16 protein-coding genes are annotated in these 14548 nt (G+C 59.5%); 3 read left to right on the top strand and 13 right to left on the bottom strand.

Features of this window, described 5'->3' with window-relative positions:
- Positions 1–17 precede the first annotated feature (17 nt).
- From H8S55_RS03155 to H8S55_RS03120, 8 genes are all read right to left on the bottom strand, one after another.
- Positions 18–635, bottom strand: coding sequence for an SIS domain-containing protein (locus tag H8S55_RS03155; RefSeq protein WP_147562679.1), 618 nt, complete (start codon positions 633–635; stop codon positions 18–20).
- A gap of 52 nt (positions 636–687) precedes the next feature.
- Positions 688–1686, bottom strand: a complete 999-nt coding sequence (locus tag H8S55_RS03150; RefSeq protein ID WP_186877806.1) for a ribokinase — start codon at positions 1684–1686, stop codon at positions 688–690.
- A 74-nt stretch (positions 1687–1760) separates the two neighbouring features.
- Positions 1761–2687 carry a dihydrodipicolinate synthase family protein gene (locus H8S55_RS03145; protein ID WP_186877805.1) on the bottom strand — a complete coding sequence of 309 codons (927 nt, stop codon included), beginning with the start codon at positions 2685–2687 and terminating at the stop codon, positions 1761–1763.
- 59 nt (positions 2688–2746) lie between these two features.
- Positions 2747–4087 (bottom strand): TRAP transporter large permease, encoded by a 1341-nt coding sequence (locus H8S55_RS03140; protein ID WP_186877804.1) that lies wholly within the window; start codon positions 4085–4087, stop codon positions 2747–2749.
- Positions 4087–4686 (bottom strand): TRAP transporter small permease, encoded by a 600-nt coding sequence (locus H8S55_RS03135; protein ID WP_186877803.1) that lies wholly within the window; start codon positions 4684–4686, stop codon positions 4087–4089. The genes H8S55_RS03140 and H8S55_RS03135 overlap by 1 nt, the downstream gene beginning before the upstream one ends.
- Before the next feature lie 152 nt (positions 4687–4838).
- A complete protein-coding gene (locus H8S55_RS03130; RefSeq protein WP_207721717.1) occupies positions 4839–5909 on the bottom strand; it encodes a sialic acid TRAP transporter substrate-binding protein SiaP in 1071 nt (356 codons plus the stop codon).
- A gap of 77 nt (positions 5910–5986) precedes the next feature.
- Positions 5987–6757 carry an IclR family transcriptional regulator gene (locus H8S55_RS03125; protein WP_147562674.1) on the bottom strand — a complete coding sequence of 257 codons (771 nt, stop codon included), beginning with the start codon at positions 6755–6757 and terminating at the stop codon, positions 5987–5989.
- Positions 6741–6953, bottom strand: a complete 213-nt coding sequence (locus tag H8S55_RS03120; protein WP_186877802.1) for a hypothetical protein — start codon at positions 6951–6953, stop codon at positions 6741–6743. Before H8S55_RS03120 ends, H8S55_RS03125 begins: the two co-directional genes overlap by 17 nt.
- Positions 6954–7050: 97 nt before the next feature.
- On the opposite strand from H8S55_RS03120, the gene H8S55_RS03115 reads away from it, so the two are divergent.
- Complete coding sequence (locus H8S55_RS03115) at positions 7051–7500, top strand: NanQ anomerase/TabA/YiaL family protein (protein WP_147562672.1); 450 nt, start codon at positions 7051–7053, stop codon at positions 7498–7500.
- 79 nt (positions 7501–7579) lie between these two features.
- Here H8S55_RS03115 and H8S55_RS03110 read toward each other — a convergent pair whose 3' ends face one another.
- Entirely contained in the window at positions 7580–8932 is a 1353-nt protein-coding gene (locus tag H8S55_RS03110; protein ID WP_186877801.1) for an MATE family efflux transporter, read from the bottom strand.
- A gap of 316 nt (positions 8933–9248) precedes the next feature.
- Between H8S55_RS03110 and H8S55_RS03105 the strand changes: the two genes are divergently transcribed.
- Both H8S55_RS03105 and H8S55_RS03100 read left to right on the top strand, forming a co-directional pair.
- Positions 9249–9809, top strand: a complete 561-nt coding sequence (locus H8S55_RS03105; protein ID WP_186877800.1) for an RNA polymerase sigma factor — start codon at positions 9249–9251, stop codon at positions 9807–9809.
- The gene (locus H8S55_RS03100; RefSeq protein ID WP_186877799.1) at positions 9806–10381 is read left to right on the top strand and encodes an entericidin like toxin protein; all 576 of its coding nucleotides are present in this window, start codon (positions 9806–9808) and stop codon (positions 10379–10381) included. Before H8S55_RS03105 ends, H8S55_RS03100 begins: the two co-directional genes overlap by 4 nt.
- 306 nt (positions 10382–10687) lie before the next feature.
- Here the strand turns inward: H8S55_RS03100 and H8S55_RS03095 are convergent, their stop codons facing one another.
- The 4 genes from H8S55_RS03095 to H8S55_RS03080 all read right to left on the bottom strand — a co-directional run bounded on the left by H8S55_RS03095 (position 10688) and on the right by H8S55_RS03080 (position 14457).
- Entirely contained in the window at positions 10688–11593 is a 906-nt protein-coding gene (locus tag H8S55_RS03095) for a helix-turn-helix domain-containing protein (RefSeq protein WP_186877798.1), read from the bottom strand.
- A gap of 172 nt (positions 11594–11765) precedes the next feature.
- Positions 11766–12509, bottom strand: coding sequence for an aminotransferase class IV (locus tag H8S55_RS03090; RefSeq protein ID WP_186877797.1), 744 nt, complete (start codon positions 12507–12509; stop codon positions 11766–11768).
- Complete coding sequence (gene pabB, locus H8S55_RS03085; RefSeq protein ID WP_186877796.1) at positions 12506–13873, bottom strand: aminodeoxychorismate synthase component I; 1368 nt, start codon at positions 13871–13873, stop codon at positions 12506–12508. The genes H8S55_RS03090 and pabB overlap by 4 nt, the downstream gene beginning before the upstream one ends.
- Positions 13870–14457 carry an anthranilate synthase component II gene (locus tag H8S55_RS03080; RefSeq protein WP_186877795.1) on the bottom strand — a complete coding sequence of 196 codons (588 nt, stop codon included), beginning with the start codon at positions 14455–14457 and terminating at the stop codon, positions 13870–13872. Before H8S55_RS03080 ends, pabB begins: the two co-directional genes overlap by 4 nt.
- Between the last annotated feature and the right edge of the window lie 91 nt (positions 14458–14548).

Below are 14548 nucleotides of genomic sequence, written 5' to 3'. Positions count from 1 at the left end.
GAAAAACCTCCCTTACATTACTTCTTCTCGTTGTCCCGCAGCTGGCCCAGCTTTCCGCCGGGGTGGCAGCGGACGTACTTCACGGGGTCCCAGTCCTTCTCCACCTGCAGGGCCACGGACAGGGCCTGCAGGGTGAGCAGCTCGGCCAGGACAGAGTTCCGGGGGGCCCGGTTCAGGGGGCCGCCCTCCTGCTTCACGCCGGCCACCAGGAAGGCGTCGCTCTCGTGGGCCAGCCAGCTGTCCGGGTTGCCGGACACGCCGATGACCTTGCAGCCGTTGTTCTTCACGGCCAGGACGGTGGCCTTCAGCTCGCCGGTCTCGCCGGAGTTGGAGATGGCGATGACCACATCCCCGGCCACCAGCTGGCCGCAGGAGCCGTGGACGGCCTCGGTGCCGTGGAGGTAATAGGCGGGGTTTCCGGTGGAAGAAAACAGAGAGGCGGCATAGGTGGACACATGGCTGCACTTGCCGATGCCGGTGACGTGGAGCCGTCCGCCGTGGGCCTGGGATTCCAGGATCAGCTGGGCGGCGGCCTCATAGTCCTGGGGGCTGCGGGCCTTTAAAAAGGCGTTGAACTCCTGGTCCACAGCGGCGAAGAACTGAGAAACAGCCTGCTTGCTCTCCTCTTTCAGCATAATGATACACTCCTTTTCGATACTGGTATTCCCGTGGGGAAAGATAAGGATATTACTTCAAACCGTCCAGAACGGCGGGGTCAAAGCCGGTGTAGCCGCGCTGGAGCATAAAGGCCTGCACCTGATCCACCGTGGGCAGGCTGGGCATAGCGCCCATCTTGGACACAGTGAGGGAGGCGGTGTGGCTGGCGAAGGCCAGAGCCTGGCCCTGGGGCAGGCCGGCGGTGAGGCCGGTGCAGAAGGCGGCCACAAAGGAATCGCCTGCGGCGGTGGGGTCCACCACCTGGGGGGCCTTGACGCAGTCGGTGTGGTGGATGCCGTCTTTGCCTGCCACGATGGAGCCGTTCTCCCCCATGGTAATGATCAGGTTCTCCACGCCCCGGTCATGGAAGGCGCGGGCCACGATGGCCACGTCGTCCATGTTGATGCCGTTGGACACATCGATGGAGTGGTCGGCCAGGATGGCGGCCTCGTGCTCGTTGGGGGAGATATAGGTGGTGCAGGCGAGCAGCTTGTCGGACAGGGGGGCGGCGGGAGCGGGGTTGATCATGACGATGACCCCGGCGTCGTGGGCCCACTGGGCCACCGCCTCGATGACGGGCATGGGCAGCTCGAACTGCATCATCACCAGGTCATACCGGCCGATCTGGTCCTTCAGCCAGGCCAGGTCGTCCACCGTCAGGGTGAAGTTGGCCCCGGGGCAGACGGTGATGCGGTTCTTGGCCCCGTTGTCGGTGACCTCCAGGGTGATGTGGCCCACGCCGGAGGACTCGTTGGGGTCCACGGACACATGGGACACGTCCACGCCGGCGGCTGCGGCGGTGTCGGTCATGATCTTGCCGAAGGCGTCGTCACCCACCTGGCCCACCATGGTGACGTGGGCCCCCAGCCGGGCACACTGCACGGCCTGGTTGGCTCCCTTGCCGCCGGGGGCGGTCTGGAATTTCATGCCGATGACGGTCTCGCCGGAGTTGGGCACCCGGCGGGTGCTGGCGATCAGGTCCATCATAAAGCTGCCGACCACCAGAATATTAGGCTTTTTTAAAGACATAGAAGATTCCTCCCATTATGACGGATATTGCATGAGCGCCCTGAAAAGCTCAGGACGCCCATGTGGTTTGTGCATTACAGCAGGCCCAGCTGCTTGCGGACATACTGCTCCAGATGGATCAGGCTCTCCACCTCGCCCTTGGCGTTCTTGTCCAGCTTGGCGCAGTCGGCGCTGCGGGCAAAGACACTCATGGGCACGTCCACCAGGTTCTGGTGATACTTGGCGTTGCAGGGATAGATGCGCATCTCAATCATGGCGGCGGCGGTCAGGAAGTCGGCCACCAGGCGGGCCTTGTCATAGTCGGTGTCCTTGTGATCAAAGCACCACTTGTACAGGTCGGGGTGGAAGTTGGCCATCACGCCGCTGTAGCCGGCGGCACCGTGGCACACGCTGTCGAACCAGGACTGGGCGTTGGCGTTGAAGATCTTCAGGGGGGTGCCCTCCACGGCGGCCTGGCGCTCCCGCACCAGCTCGTAGTCGCAGCAGGTGTCCTTCAGGAAGACCATGCGGCCCTGCTGACCGGCCTTGCGCAGGAACTCGGTGGTGACCAGGCGCTTCCAGGGCATGGGGCACTCGTAGATGCCGAAGTCAATCTCGGGATAGCGGTCGAAGATCTCCTGGGCGTTGGCCTCGAACACGGCCTCGCCCTCGTTCTTCTGGTCCAGGCGGTTGGACACCAGCACATAGGCGCCGATGCCGGGGATCTTCATCATGTTCTCGATCTCACGGAACTGGGTGGCCTTGTCATCGGCGGTGTGGCCGGAGGCCACCACCTGGATGCGGCCGTCCACCGCCTCGGCGGTGGCACGGGCGATGTCCAGCTTCTCCTGCTCGGTGAGGTAGGCCATCTCGCTGGACTGGCACACGGCGAAGATGCCGGTGCAGCCCTTCTCCACATACCAGTCGCACAGCTGCTGGATGGCCTTGAAGTCGGGCTTGTTGTCCTCGGTCCAGGGGGTGATCATAACGGGCCAAACGCCGGGATTGATGGAAAATGCCATGAAAAATCGCTCCTTCGATAGATATAGATTTTAAAATGCGTACAGCGGGGAAAATCGGCTTACATCAGGCCAAACAGCTTGGGCAGGAACAGCACGGAGTTGGGAACGAAGGTGATGATCAGCAGCACGATGAGCATGACCACGATGGGACCCCAGATCTCTTTGATCACGTTCTTCAGGGGGGTGCCGGAGATGCCGGAGGTGATGAACAGGCACATACCGAAGGGAGGGGTAGACAGGCCCAGCATCATGTTGAAGATGATGATCAGGCCGAAGTGGATGATGTTCACGTCGAACTGCTGGGCCACGGGCCACAGAATGGGGATCATGACCAGCTGGATGACGGAGGTGTCCACGAACATGCCCAGCACCAGGATGATGATGTTGACCATGATGAGGAAGACGTACTTGCTGTCGGTAAAGGAGGTGATCCAGTTGCCCAGACGGACACCGATCTGCTCCTTGGCGAAGATGAAGGAGATGGCGGAGGCTGCGCCCACCATGATGGAGACGGAGCCGGTGCCCTTCACCGTGTCGAAAATGACCTGCTTCAGGCCCTCCCAGTTCAGAATGTGATAGACCAGAATGGCCACCAGCAGGGCGTAGGCACCGGCGATGGCGCCCGCCTCGGTGGGGGTCATCACGCCGGTGTAGATGCCCACCAGCAGGATAACGGGGGTCAGCAGAGCCCAGATGGCCTTGAAGCAATAGCGCAGATAGGCGCCCAGGCGGGGAGGGGCGGACTTGGGATAGTTGCGCTTTTTGGAGATAAAGGCCACATAGACGCACAGGCAGACGGCCAAGATCACGCCGGGCATCATGCCGGCCATGAACAGCGCGCCCACAGAGGCACCGGTGAGCATGGCATAGATCACGGCGGGGATGGAGGGGGGGAAGATGGGGCCGATGGTGGCGGAGGCGGCGGTGATGGCGCAGGAGAAGCCGTCGTCATAGCCCTCGGCGCGCATGGCATCGATCTCCATCTTGCCCAGGCCGGAGGCGTCGGCCACGGCGGAGCCGGTCATGCCGGAGAACACCAGCGAGGCCAGCACGTTCACGTGGGCCAGACCGCCGGGGAAGCGGCCCACCAGGCCCTTGCACACGCCGAACACATACTCGGTGATCTTGCCGGCGTTCATCACGTTGGCGGCGAAGATGAACAGGGGCACGGCGATGATGGTGGTGTTGGTGAAGATGGCCTCAATGGTCTTTTGGGCCACCAGATGCAGCTGGCCCTCCTGGCCGGTGATCATGCCGATAAAGCTGTTGCCGTCCACCAGACCGTCGGTGAGGAAGTACATGGTACAGGCGGCGATCATGCCCGTGGGGATGGGCATCCGCAGCACGAACATCAGGACGAAGCAGATGAGGAATACGATCAGAGGAAGGTTATCCAGCATTACTTGTCACCTCCATAGTCGATGTGGGACAGGTCCAGGTCCTCCTGGGCCAGAGAGGCCTCGATGGCCTGCTCGGCTTCGGATTTAGAGGCTTCCAGCATCATGTCGGCATACTTCTTGCTGCCGGCCAGAACCATGATCTCCTCATAGAGCTCCATGACGGCATAGGCCACGATGAAGGCCAGGAAGATCACATAGGGCATAAAGACGACGGTCTTGGGCCACTTCAGCAGGGTGGTCATCTGCTGGCGCTCCATCAGGCCCCAGACATAGTTCAGGGAGGGCAGGAAGGTGACCAGGCAGGTGAAGGTGATAAGCAGATTGCCCAGCATGGCGGTGATGGCCTTGCCCTTCACGTTCATCTTGTCATAGACCAGAGTGAAGGTGACGTGGCCGTTGAGCCGCTGGCAGTAGCACGCGCCCAGCATGACCAGCCACAGGAAGCAGGACTGCTCCACTTCGGTGGTCCAGGCCTGGGGCATCTTCAAAACATAGCGCATGAATACCTGGAAAACGAACACCAGGAACAGCACCGTAAAGGCCGCTGCCGGGATGTACTTTTCCACGCAGTCGCGGATAAAACCGCCGACTTTTTTCATCGTGTTCGCTCCTTTCAAATTTTTCTCCGGGCAGCCCGCAGAACGGCCCGGAATTTCAAACGGATTTCAGGGAGGAAAAGTTGTTTTTGACACTTAAAAACGGGGGCCGGGACTATCCCAGCCCCCGTTGGGGATATCTGTGCGGGGAGAACTTAGGCCATGGCCTGGATCTCGGCCAGCAGGTCCTTGTCCCAGCTGTCGGAGATGGGGTCGTTCAGATAGGTGTTCAGCACGTGGTCGGCGAAGGCGGCAACATCGGCCTCGTAGATGCTCAGGCCCTGCTCCTTCAGGAAGTCCTGAACCTCGCTCTCGGTCTTCAGGTTCTGCTCGTCGCAAGCCTTGCGGCCGGCCTCAACGGCCTCCATGACCCAGCCCTTCTGGGTGTCGGTCAGCTTGTTCCAGGTGTTCAGGTTGATGGTGGGCCACACGGAGTCCACCAGGTGGTTGGTCAGGGAGATGGACTTCTGGACCTCATAGAACTTGGCGGACTGCACGGTGGGCAGGGGGTTGTCCTGGCCGTCAACGGTGCCGGTCTGCAGGGCCAGATACAGGTCGTTGAAGGGGATGGCGGTGGGGTTGGCACCCATGGCCTTGCCCAGGAACACCCAGGCGTCGGAGTTGGGCATACGCAGGTTGATGCCGTTCAGGTCCTCGGGGGTCTTGATCTGCTTGTCCTCAGACAGGGAGACCTGACGGGTGCCCAGGTAGTAAGCGCCCAGGGGCAGGATGCCCTGCTCGTCGGCGATCTTCTGGAAGACTTCCTTGCCGATGTCGCCGTTGAGCACCTTGGTCATGTGGTCATAGCTCTGGAACACATAGCCGGCGGTGAACATGGACACCCAGGGGGAGCCGTCGGTCAGCCAGGAGGCGGAGGAGTAGATCAGGTCCACGTCGCCGTTCTTCAGGGCATCGTGCTCGGTGTCCTGGCCATACAGGGAGCCGGAGTCATAGCACTCCACAGTGATGTTGCCGCCGGAGATCTCCTCCAGAGTGTCCTTAAAGACCTTCTGGGCGGCACCGTGGGCATCGGTGGGCACAGCGGCGATGGAGAAGACCAGCTTGACGGGGTCGCCAACGTCTTCGGTGTTGGTGGAAGTGCTGCCGGAAGCGGTGCTGCCGGAGCTAGAGGCGGCGGGGGCGTTCTTGCTGCCGCAGGAGGCCAGCAGGCCGACCATCATGACGGCGCTGAGGCAGAGGGCGATGCTTCTTTTCCAGTTTTTCATGTAGATCCTCCTAAATCCAAAATTGTACCTATTTTTCCAAACCGGGCTCTCCACCCGGAGTAGAAACGAAGAAAGAGTTACCGATAAATGCGCTCCCGCATTTTCAGGGCGGCGTTTTGCAGAATGCCCGCGCACTCCAGCAGCTTCTCGTCCGTCATGGAGACGGAGGGGCCGGAGGTGCTCACCCCGGCCACCAGCTGTCCGGCAGCGTTATAGACGGGTACGCCCACACAGCGGATGTTGGGGTCCCGCTCGCCGTTGTCGATGGAATAGCCCCGGCGGCGGGTGATGCGCAGTTCCTCCAGAATGCCGTCCAGATCGGTGATGGTGTTGGGCTGATACTTGGTGCGCTCCTCGGGGATGTGGGAGGGCCACTCCTCCTCGGGCATATGGGCCAGGATAGCCTTGCCGATACCCGTGCAGTAGAAGGGAGCGGTTTCGCCCAGAATATCCCGATAGGGCAGCACCCCCAGCCGGTCAGCCGGGTGGGCCACATAGAGATAGAGAACGTTGGTGCCATAGGGCAGACCGAAATAGACGATCTCGCCGGTGCGGCTGGCCGTCTCCACGAGAATGTCGTACACGGCGTTGGGATAACCCAGGTTCTGGTTGATGATGAAGGCGTACTCCAGAATTTTCAGCCCCAGGGTATACCGCCCATCGGGCAGCCGCTGGAGATAACCCATAGAAGTGAAGGTGGATAGGATGTTGTGGATGTTGGATTTGGTCACGCCGATGCGGTTGGCCAGCTCCGTCACGCCCAAAACGGGCTCTTGAATGGTGAAGCAGGAGAGAATGTTCAACGCCTTGGCCAGGGATTTGACCTTGGGTTCAGCCCGTCCGTCCATATGCAGCGCCTCCTTTTATAAGTTCTGCAACAGAGAACAGCATCCTCTCTTTTGCGAACTCATTATATAAGTTTTGACGAATAAAGGCAATAGATGAAATTTTTTTCGGCGGAATCCCCACAAGTTGGGTTAAAACGGCGTTAAAAACTGACCAGTGTTCTGCAATAAAAAACGCTGTTTGCATGGTTTTTGACATCGGTCCTTTTCCGGCCCTTGCCAAGGCCGGGGCCTGTCCGTATAATGGGGGCAGCAGCGGGCCCAAGGGGCCCGAAATCAGGAAGGAGCGCACCGCCATGATCTTTGACAGTCTGAAAAATTTAGAGCAGTATAAAACCGTCCATCCCCGCATCTATCGGGGCCTGCAGCTGCTGCGGGACACGGATTTTGCCGCCCTCACCGAGAGCCGGTATGAGGTGGAGGGGGAGGACCTGTTCTTCTTTCTCCAGGACTATGAGACCCGCCCGGTAAACGACACCCCGGAGGCCCACCGGAAGTATGCCGACATCCAGTTCGTCCTGTCCGGCCGGGAGAAGTTTGATGTGGCCCCCCTCCAGGACATGACCGAAGAGGTGGAGGCCCACCCGGACCGGGATTTGTGGCTCTATCACGGCCCGGCCAGTGCCAGCTTCGTGCTGGAGGGGGACAAGTTCATGGTGGCCTTCCCCGGCGATGCCCACGCCCCCTGTATTGCCGTGGATGCCCCGGAGCAGGTCCACAAAGTGGTGGTGAAAGTCAAGCTGTAAGCGCATAAAACAGTGCGCCCTGTTCTGCCATAAGACCGGCGGAACAGGGCGCATTATTGTTAGTTGTTGTTTTTTTGATTTATTTCACGGCGGTGGGGGCGGACCGGTGGAGGGACTGCTCATAGGTCATGGACAGGAACTGCCGGTAGAACACCCCGCCCACCCCGGCAGTGACCAATTCCGTGACGGGGAAGGTGAGCCAGAACCAGTTCAGGCCGAAGCGGGAGAACAGAAAGCCCAGGGGGACAAACAGCACCACCGTGCGGATGATGGTCAGCAGAGAGCTTTTCAGCCCGAAGCCGATGGCCTGGAAAAACACGGGGAACAGCAGGGCCAGCACCTGGGGCAGGAAGCTGACCCCCACAAAGCGAAAGCCCACCCGGGCGATCTCCGCCACCTGGGGGTCGGGGGTAAACACCCGGACCATCTGCACGGGGAAAAACTCGAATACCAATGCCCCCAGAAACATCATCCCCATGCCGAACAGGGCGGATACCTTCATGGTGCTTTTGCATCGCTCCGGTTTGCGGGCGGCATAGTTAAAGCTGATGACGGGCACGATGCAGGTCTGCATGGCCCCCAGGGGGATAAAGAAGAAGGTCTGCCACTTGTAATAGAGGCCCAGGGCGGTGACCGCCTGGTCGGAGAAGCCCGCCAGGATCAGGTTCAGCCCCAGAATGTAGAAGGTGTAGGCCGATTGCATGAGCATATTAGGAAAGCCCAGGCGGAGGACGATAGGGACGGCACGGAGGCAGACCCGCCGGGCGGGGGCGGGGTAGAAGCCGCCCCGGGACACGATGGCGGCGGCCACAAACTGTCCGGCCACCGTGGCGATGGCCGCCCCGGCGATGCCAAGCCGGGGCAGACCCAACAGGCCGAAGATGAGCAGGGGGTCCAGGACGATGTTGGTCACGGCCCCGGCGATCTGGGCGGCCATGGGGGTTTTCATGTCCCCGTTGGCCTGGTGGACCTTGGTCCACACGCTCTCCAAAAACAGCCCCGTGCTGAAGAGACACACGATGCGGCCATAGGTCACCACGTCCCGGATGACATCCGGCGACTGGGAGGACACCCGGGCATAGAGGGGCATAATGCACCAGCACACTCCGGCAAATACCAGCCACATGATAAGGGCCATGGGGGTGGCCACCCCGGCGTATTCCTCGGCCTGCTTTTTCCGACCGATGCCTAACCGGGCGGCCATCACCGTGTTCACCCCCACGCCGGTGCCCACCGCCAGGGCGATCATCAGCAGCTGGAGGGGATAGACGATGGACAGGGCGGTCAGACCCGAGTCGGCATATTTGCCCACGAACAGGCTGTCTACAATATTATAGAGGGCCTGGATCAGCTGGGCCAGCATCACCGGCGGGGCCAGCCGCAGCAAAATTTTGCCGATCTTCTCCGTACCGAACAGTTTCATAAGCTCCATAGACAACAGGCCCTGCCTTTTCTGAAAATCTCTGTAGACGGGATTATAACAGAAGCGGCCAGGTTGTCAATGGGAAAATAAAAAATGCCCTCTTACCCTTTGTGTGGATAGGGTAGAACACCGGTGATTTCACTAAATCACGCACTTAACCGGTACTGGATACCGAAAAGAGCCGAAGGCAACCTCGGCCTCTTTTCATGCCCAAATTGTAGAATATTGTGGTATTATGGGATAGAAAAATATTTGAAAAAATGTGTGAGATTTGAATTCAAAAGTTGTGTATATAGGTGAAAGGGTAAATTTGAGGTGAAAGCTGATGGATGACGCAAATATAGTCCAGTTATACTGGGATAGGAATGAGCAGGCAATCCCCGCAACAGCAGACAAGTATGGAAGCTACTGCACCTCGATTGCCAAAAACATATTGGGTAATAATGAAGATGCCGAGGAATGTGTGAACGACACATACTTGAACGCGTGGAACTCCATGCCACCGCATAGACCGAGCATTCTATCTACATTCCTTGGGAAAATAGTCCGAAACTTATCGTTTAACCGATACAAGCATAACAATGCCGACAAACGAGGCGGCGGAGAGTTGCCTGTGGTTTTGGAGGAACTTTCAGACCTGGTATCTGGCAAGGATGATGTTGAACAGGCATTTGACCAAAAGGAACTCACGAAAGCCATTGATACATTTCTGGATAGTCTTTCTCCAGAGAAAAGAAGTATTTTTATCAGCCGATACTGGTACACCGATAGCATTTCAGAAATTGCTGTCCGGCACGGCATGAATGATGGGGCAGTATCAATGACCCTTAACCGCCTCCGCCTTAAACTGCACAACTACCTTTTAGAAAGGGGCTTTGCACTATGACTAACGAAAAACTGTATGAGGTCCTCGGCGACATCAATGAGAAATATGTCAGCGAGGCAAGGGTATACCAAAAAGCAAAAAAGCCCATCTGGGCTAAATGGGGAGCTATTGCAGCTTGTTTGGTTTTAGTATGCGTTGTGGCAACTCCCCTTTTTCTCCACAACAACGATAGTGTTACTACTCCGGGTATAGCAGACGCGGCACCGATGATTTATGTTAATGACACCTTGTATAAGCAGTCCACTTCGCAAACATCGTTCAACGAATTGAAAGGCGATTTTGTTTATTTAGGTGTCATTGAAAGTGATGTTACCAACTTCCAAGGCACAAATGACGCAGGTAATTATTTGGACGGCATACCCAAAGAAAACTTTCAGGCAAATCACCCTATTGTTGGCGCAGAAGTTTATCAATATGGCGAAAACATCGTCGTTGGGATTGGCGGGAAATACTGGTTGTATGAAAACTATCATAGCACAGACCTCGACGGAAACCCAGACGGGTATGGCCCGCTCCCCAATAACCAAACTTCCGCTGAAGAAGTATCAGAACAAGACCCTGCCGCAAACTGAATGAGCTATCTTCATATCGAAAGGACAGCCGAGAAGTCGACTGTCCTTTTTCTATGCCCATTTTCCGTCAAAACGACTTGAGGCTTGGCGGATAGGCTTATATCAACACAAAAGGTAAAAGGGAGATAAAAAATGCCCTGTCCGCCTGACAGCGGACAGGGGAAAGACAGCTCACGTGGCGGTGTCCAGGATCGAAGTGAAGGTGACATAGCGGTCCATCCGGCTGCCGGGGGAACAGGTCGGTGGGGATGATGGGCATTTTGCACCGGTTGGACAGGGCGATGCCGAAGCAGATGTAACGGTCTCCTACTTCACCGCCGCATTGCGGTCCGCCTTCTTCTCTTCCCGCTTCCTGCGCCAGACGGCGAGCGTGCGCACGAGCAGGACGGTGACGAGTGCCAGACGCACATAGTCGTACAGAATACCGATGAAGTAGTAGGGGGAGAACTGGCTGTAGTTGTGCAGATCCTTTGTCCACAGCGGCATGATGCCGTAGCGCATCAAAAGGGGCAGCAGGACAAACGCAGCAAGCCAGCCGGCCACAAGCCATGAGACCTCTTTTTTCGCTGCGGGCAGCTTGAGCGTTCGGTAGGAGCACACCGTGCAGATGATCATCACAAGCATGACGAGGAACTGCACCCACGCAATGAAAAGGCGCATATAGTTCATCTGCGCTGTCCAGATGGGGGTCATAAAGATGGTCGTCCACGAAAGGCCGGTCGCAAAGCGGAGGTAGAGATCGAGGCAGAGATAGACCGCCCAGCCGCAGAAGAGGCCGGCACGCCGCTTCACCGCAAAGCAGATGATGCCGCAGATGAAAAACGGTGACGCAAGTAGCAGCCCCGCCAGCAGATCGCCGACGAGCAGCAGGCAGAGGATCGAAATGACTGCGCCGGTACACAGTAAAACGGTTCCTGCGACGGTGCAGCGCTCTTTCCGCTGGGGTGCCGCCTGCTGCGGGGGAAAGGAGGCGGACGCAGCCTGTGCCGCAGGTGCGGAGCTTGCCTTTGCAGCGTTCTCGCCGCACACAAGCTCGTCAAGGGTCACGCCAAACAGCTCAGCCAGCTTTAAAAGCTTGTCGAGCTCGGGAATAGAGGTGTCGGTCTCCCATTTGGATACGCTCTGGCGTGAGATGTCCAGTGCGTCGGCAAGGTCGCCCTGTGACCAGTTTTTCTGTGTGCGCAGGCGCGCGATGTTCGCTCCAAGTGTCATAGATGGAGGTCCTCCTTTGCAGTTTTTCTGCATTCAGTTTACCAAAAGGGGTGCAAAAAGTCCACCAAGCGGGGTTGAAAGGTTAGCAACCAGCAGTTGCACCTCATAAAAAGGGCGGCGGCACCCGCAAATCAAACAGAGAGACCCGCTTCGGCAGGTCTCTCTGTTTGATTTATAGAAGGTACATATCCCGCTCATATTCTGCCCGCAGGCGGTCCGCCGTCTCCCGGCTGGGGAATACATGCTCCCCCAGTCGGCGCACGGGCATGATGCCCATGAGGGAGTTGGTGACGAAGCACTCCTGAAACTCCCCCAGCTGCCGGGGATAGAGCTCCGTCTCCTCCACGGTCTGACTGCGGCAGAGGTAGTCCCGCAGCACCCCGGGCAGCAGTCCGCAGCTCAGAGCAGGGGTATAGAGCCTGCCGCCGGAGACCAGGAACAGATTGCTCACCGTACCCTCGGCCAGCTGGCCCCGGGTATTGAGAAAGATCCGCTCGTCCATCCCGGCGGCGGCGGCGGCCCGGTGCTCTAAGATGCAGTCGCCGTAGTTCATGGTCTTGTGGCCCACCAGGGGGGAGGTGTCGTTGCGGACCACGGCGCTGAAGTCCATGACGAACCCCCGGTCATACCGCTCCGGCCCATAGGGGTTGGGGCGGTTTTGCAGGATCAGATTCTCCTGGGTCAGGATCAGCTTACAGGCGCTGTGGGGCGGGCAGTGCGCCCGGATGTAGCCGGAGACCGCCTCCCGGGTGACGCCCCGGGCGGGCAGCTCCCCCAGACCCAGGGCGGCGGCGGAGCGGGCCAGCCGGGCCAGGTGGGCCTGCAGCAGCACCCCGTGCCCGCCCTCCACGGCGATGGTCTCGAACACCCCCAGACCGAATTGCAGGCCGTCGTCTAAGACCAGCGGGGCGCTCATTGCAGCGCCTCCAGCACGGCCTTGGCCTTTTGCAGGGTCTCCTCATATTCAAACTCCAGATCGGATTCCGCCGTGATGCCGCCGCCCACGCCCAGGTGGTAGCGCCCGTCCCGGTGGAGGGCGGTGCGGATGACGATGTTCCAGTCGCAGGCCCCGTCCAGGGTGAGGTAGCCGATGGAGCCGGTGTACAGCCCCCGCTGGCCGTGCTCCAGCTCGTCGATGATCTCCATGGCCCGGTATTTGGGTGCGCCGGTGATGGAGCCCCCGGGGAAGGCGGAGGCCAACAGGTCCATAATGTCCTTGTCCCGGGCCAGCCGGCCCTGGATGTTGGACACCAGGTGGAACACGGTGGCATAGGTCTCCACGGTGAACAGCTCTGTCACCTTCACGCTGCCCGGGCGGCACACCCGGTTCAGGTCGTTGCGCTCTAAGTCCACGATCATCAAAAGCTCGCTCTGGTCCTTCCCCGACTGCTCCAGCTCTTGCCGCAGGGCGGCGTCCTCCTGGGGGGTGTCCCCCCGCTTGCGGGTGCCCTTGATGGGACGGGTCTGCACCAGGCCGTCCTTCACCTGCAGAAAACGCTCCGGAGAGGCGCAGACGATCTGATGGTCGCCGCAGTCCAGATAGCCGCCGAAGGGGGAGGGGTTGTGCTCCCGCAGATAGTAGAATGCGGACAGGGGGTCCTTGTCACTGATCACGTCCAGCCGCTGGGTCATGTTGGCGATGTAGATATCCCCCTCGATGATATACTGGATCACCTGATCCACCGCCGCCTTGTATTCCTCTTTTTCAAAGTTGGGCCGCACTTCGATGGGCCGGGAGGCGTGGCCGGCGGGGACCGGGGGGAAACCCTGGCGGACGGCCTGGGCGATCTGCTCCCGGAAGCGGTCCAAAAGCGCCTGGGCGGGCTGGGTCATCCCGCAGGCGGACAGCCACACCCGCTTTTCCCGGCAGTCCTCAATGACCAGCAGATCGTAAAAGACCACCCGGGCCTGGGGGATGGGCTCCGGGTCGGCCTCCTGGGAGGGCACCCCCATGTTCTCCCGTCCGTAGTCATAGGAGAGGTAGCCGATGGCCCCGGAGACCATGGGCAGGCCGGTCTGATTTTCGTCCCGGTGGGTGCGGAGATAGTCCTGGAGACTGTCCTCGAAGGAGCGCCCGGGCTGGGGCTGACCGTTCCGGGTGAAGGAACCGTCATTCTCCTTGATAAAGGTCTCATAGGGCTTCAGGCCGATGATGGACCACCGGCCCAGTTCGCCCACCAGGGAGGAGTCCAAAAAGGCGCAGTCCGGCTCATGGCAGACCAGACGGAACAGGTCCGCTGCGGGGACGTAGGGGGTCAATTCCAAAGTGATGCGATTCATGCCCGAACACCTCCCATCTCTGCCATACGGCAGAAGTTTTCCAGCAGCTCGTGGCCGTATTCGGTCAAAACGGCCTCCGGGTGGAACTGCACCCCGAACAGGGGGAGGGTGCGGTGGGACAGGCCCATCACGGCCCCGTCCTCGGCCACGCAGTCCACCTGATAGTCCTCCGGCAGGGTGTCCTGCCGCACCACCAGGGAGTGGTAGCGGGTCACATTGAACTCCCGGGGCAGACCGGCGAACAGACCGGTGCCGTTGTGGCGGACCCGGGTGACCTTGCCGTGCATGGGGCGAACGCCTTTTTCCACCACGGCGCCGGCGCAGTGGCCCAGCACCTGGTGGCCCAGGCACACCCCCAGCAGGGGGACCTTGCCGCCGAAGCGGCGGACCGTGTCCACGCACAGCTGGGCATCCCAGGGGCGCTTGGGGCCGGGGGAGAGGATGATGCCCTGGGGCTGCATGGCCTGGATGTCGTCCAGGGTAAGCTCGTCAGAGCGCCGGACTAAAATATCCCGGCCCAGTTCTTGAAGATAGGCTTTCAGATTGTACACAAAAGAGTCATAGTTGTCGATCATCAGATACATGCGGCTTGTCCTCCTGTGGATTCGGGCGCAAAAAAAGAGATAACGACCGTGCGGTTTTTTCGCACAGTCGTTATCCCTTTCGGTCCGTAAC

This window comes from Flintibacter faecis, from assembly GCF_014287875.1.
GTDB classification, from domain to species: domain Bacteria; phylum Bacillota; class Clostridia; order Oscillospirales; family Oscillospiraceae; genus Lawsonibacter; species Lawsonibacter faecis_A.
The sequence above is the reverse complement of the archived record's forward strand: the minus strand, read 5'-3'. Positions and strand labels throughout refer to the sequence as shown.

Bases quoted from the DNA above. Each gene is read 5' to 3' on its own strand.
- H8S55_RS03095 (WP_186877798.1), bottom strand. From the start codon at position 11,593: ATGACACTTGGAGCGAACATCGCGCGCCTGCGCACACAGAAAAACTGG.
- H8S55_RS03130 (WP_207721717.1), bottom strand. From the start codon at position 5,909: ATGAAAAACTGGAAAAGAAGCATCGCCCTCTGCCTCAGCGCCGTCATG.
- H8S55_RS03080 (WP_186877795.1), bottom strand. From the start codon at position 14,457: ATGTATCTGATGATCGACAACTATGACTCTTTTGTGTACAATCTGAAA.
- H8S55_RS03110 (WP_186877801.1), bottom strand. From the start codon at position 8,932: ATGGAGCTTATGAAACTGTTCGGTACGGAGAAGATCGGCAAAATTTTG.
- H8S55_RS03145 (WP_186877805.1), bottom strand. From the start codon at position 2,687: ATGGCATTTTCCATCAATCCCGGCGTTTGGCCCGTTATGATCACCCCC.
- H8S55_RS03150 (WP_186877806.1), bottom strand. From the start codon at position 1,686: ATGTCTTTAAAAAAGCCTAATATTCTGGTGGTCGGCAGCTTTATGATG.
- H8S55_RS03125 (WP_147562674.1), bottom strand. From the start codon at position 6,757: ATGGACGGACGGGCTGAACCCAAGGTCAAATCCCTGGCCAAGGCGTTG.
- H8S55_RS03115 (WP_147562672.1), top strand. From the start codon at position 7,051: ATGATCTTTGACAGTCTGAAAAATTTAGAGCAGTATAAAACCGTCCAT.
- H8S55_RS03105 (WP_186877800.1), top strand. From the start codon at position 9,249: ATGGATGACGCAAATATAGTCCAGTTATACTGGGATAGGAATGAGCAG.
- H8S55_RS03090 (WP_186877797.1), bottom strand. From the start codon at position 12,509: ATGAGCGCCCCGCTGGTCTTAGACGACGGCCTGCAATTCGGTCTGGGG.
- H8S55_RS03100 (WP_186877799.1), top strand. From the start codon at position 9,806: ATGACTAACGAAAAACTGTATGAGGTCCTCGGCGACATCAATGAGAAA.
- H8S55_RS03155 (WP_147562679.1), bottom strand. From the start codon at position 635: ATGCTGAAAGAGGAGAGCAAGCAGGCTGTTTCTCAGTTCTTCGCCGCT.
- H8S55_RS03120 (WP_186877802.1), bottom strand. From the start codon at position 6,953: ATGTCAAAAACCATGCAAACAGCGTTTTTTATTGCAGAACACTGGTCA.
- H8S55_RS03135 (WP_186877803.1), bottom strand. From the start codon at position 4,686: ATGAAAAAAGTCGGCGGTTTTATCCGCGACTGCGTGGAAAAGTACATC.
- H8S55_RS03140 (WP_186877804.1), bottom strand. From the start codon at position 4,087: ATGCTGGATAACCTTCCTCTGATCGTATTCCTCATCTGCTTCGTCCTG.
- pabB (WP_186877796.1), bottom strand. From the start codon at position 13,873: ATGAATCGCATCACTTTGGAATTGACCCCCTACGTCCCCGCAGCGGAC.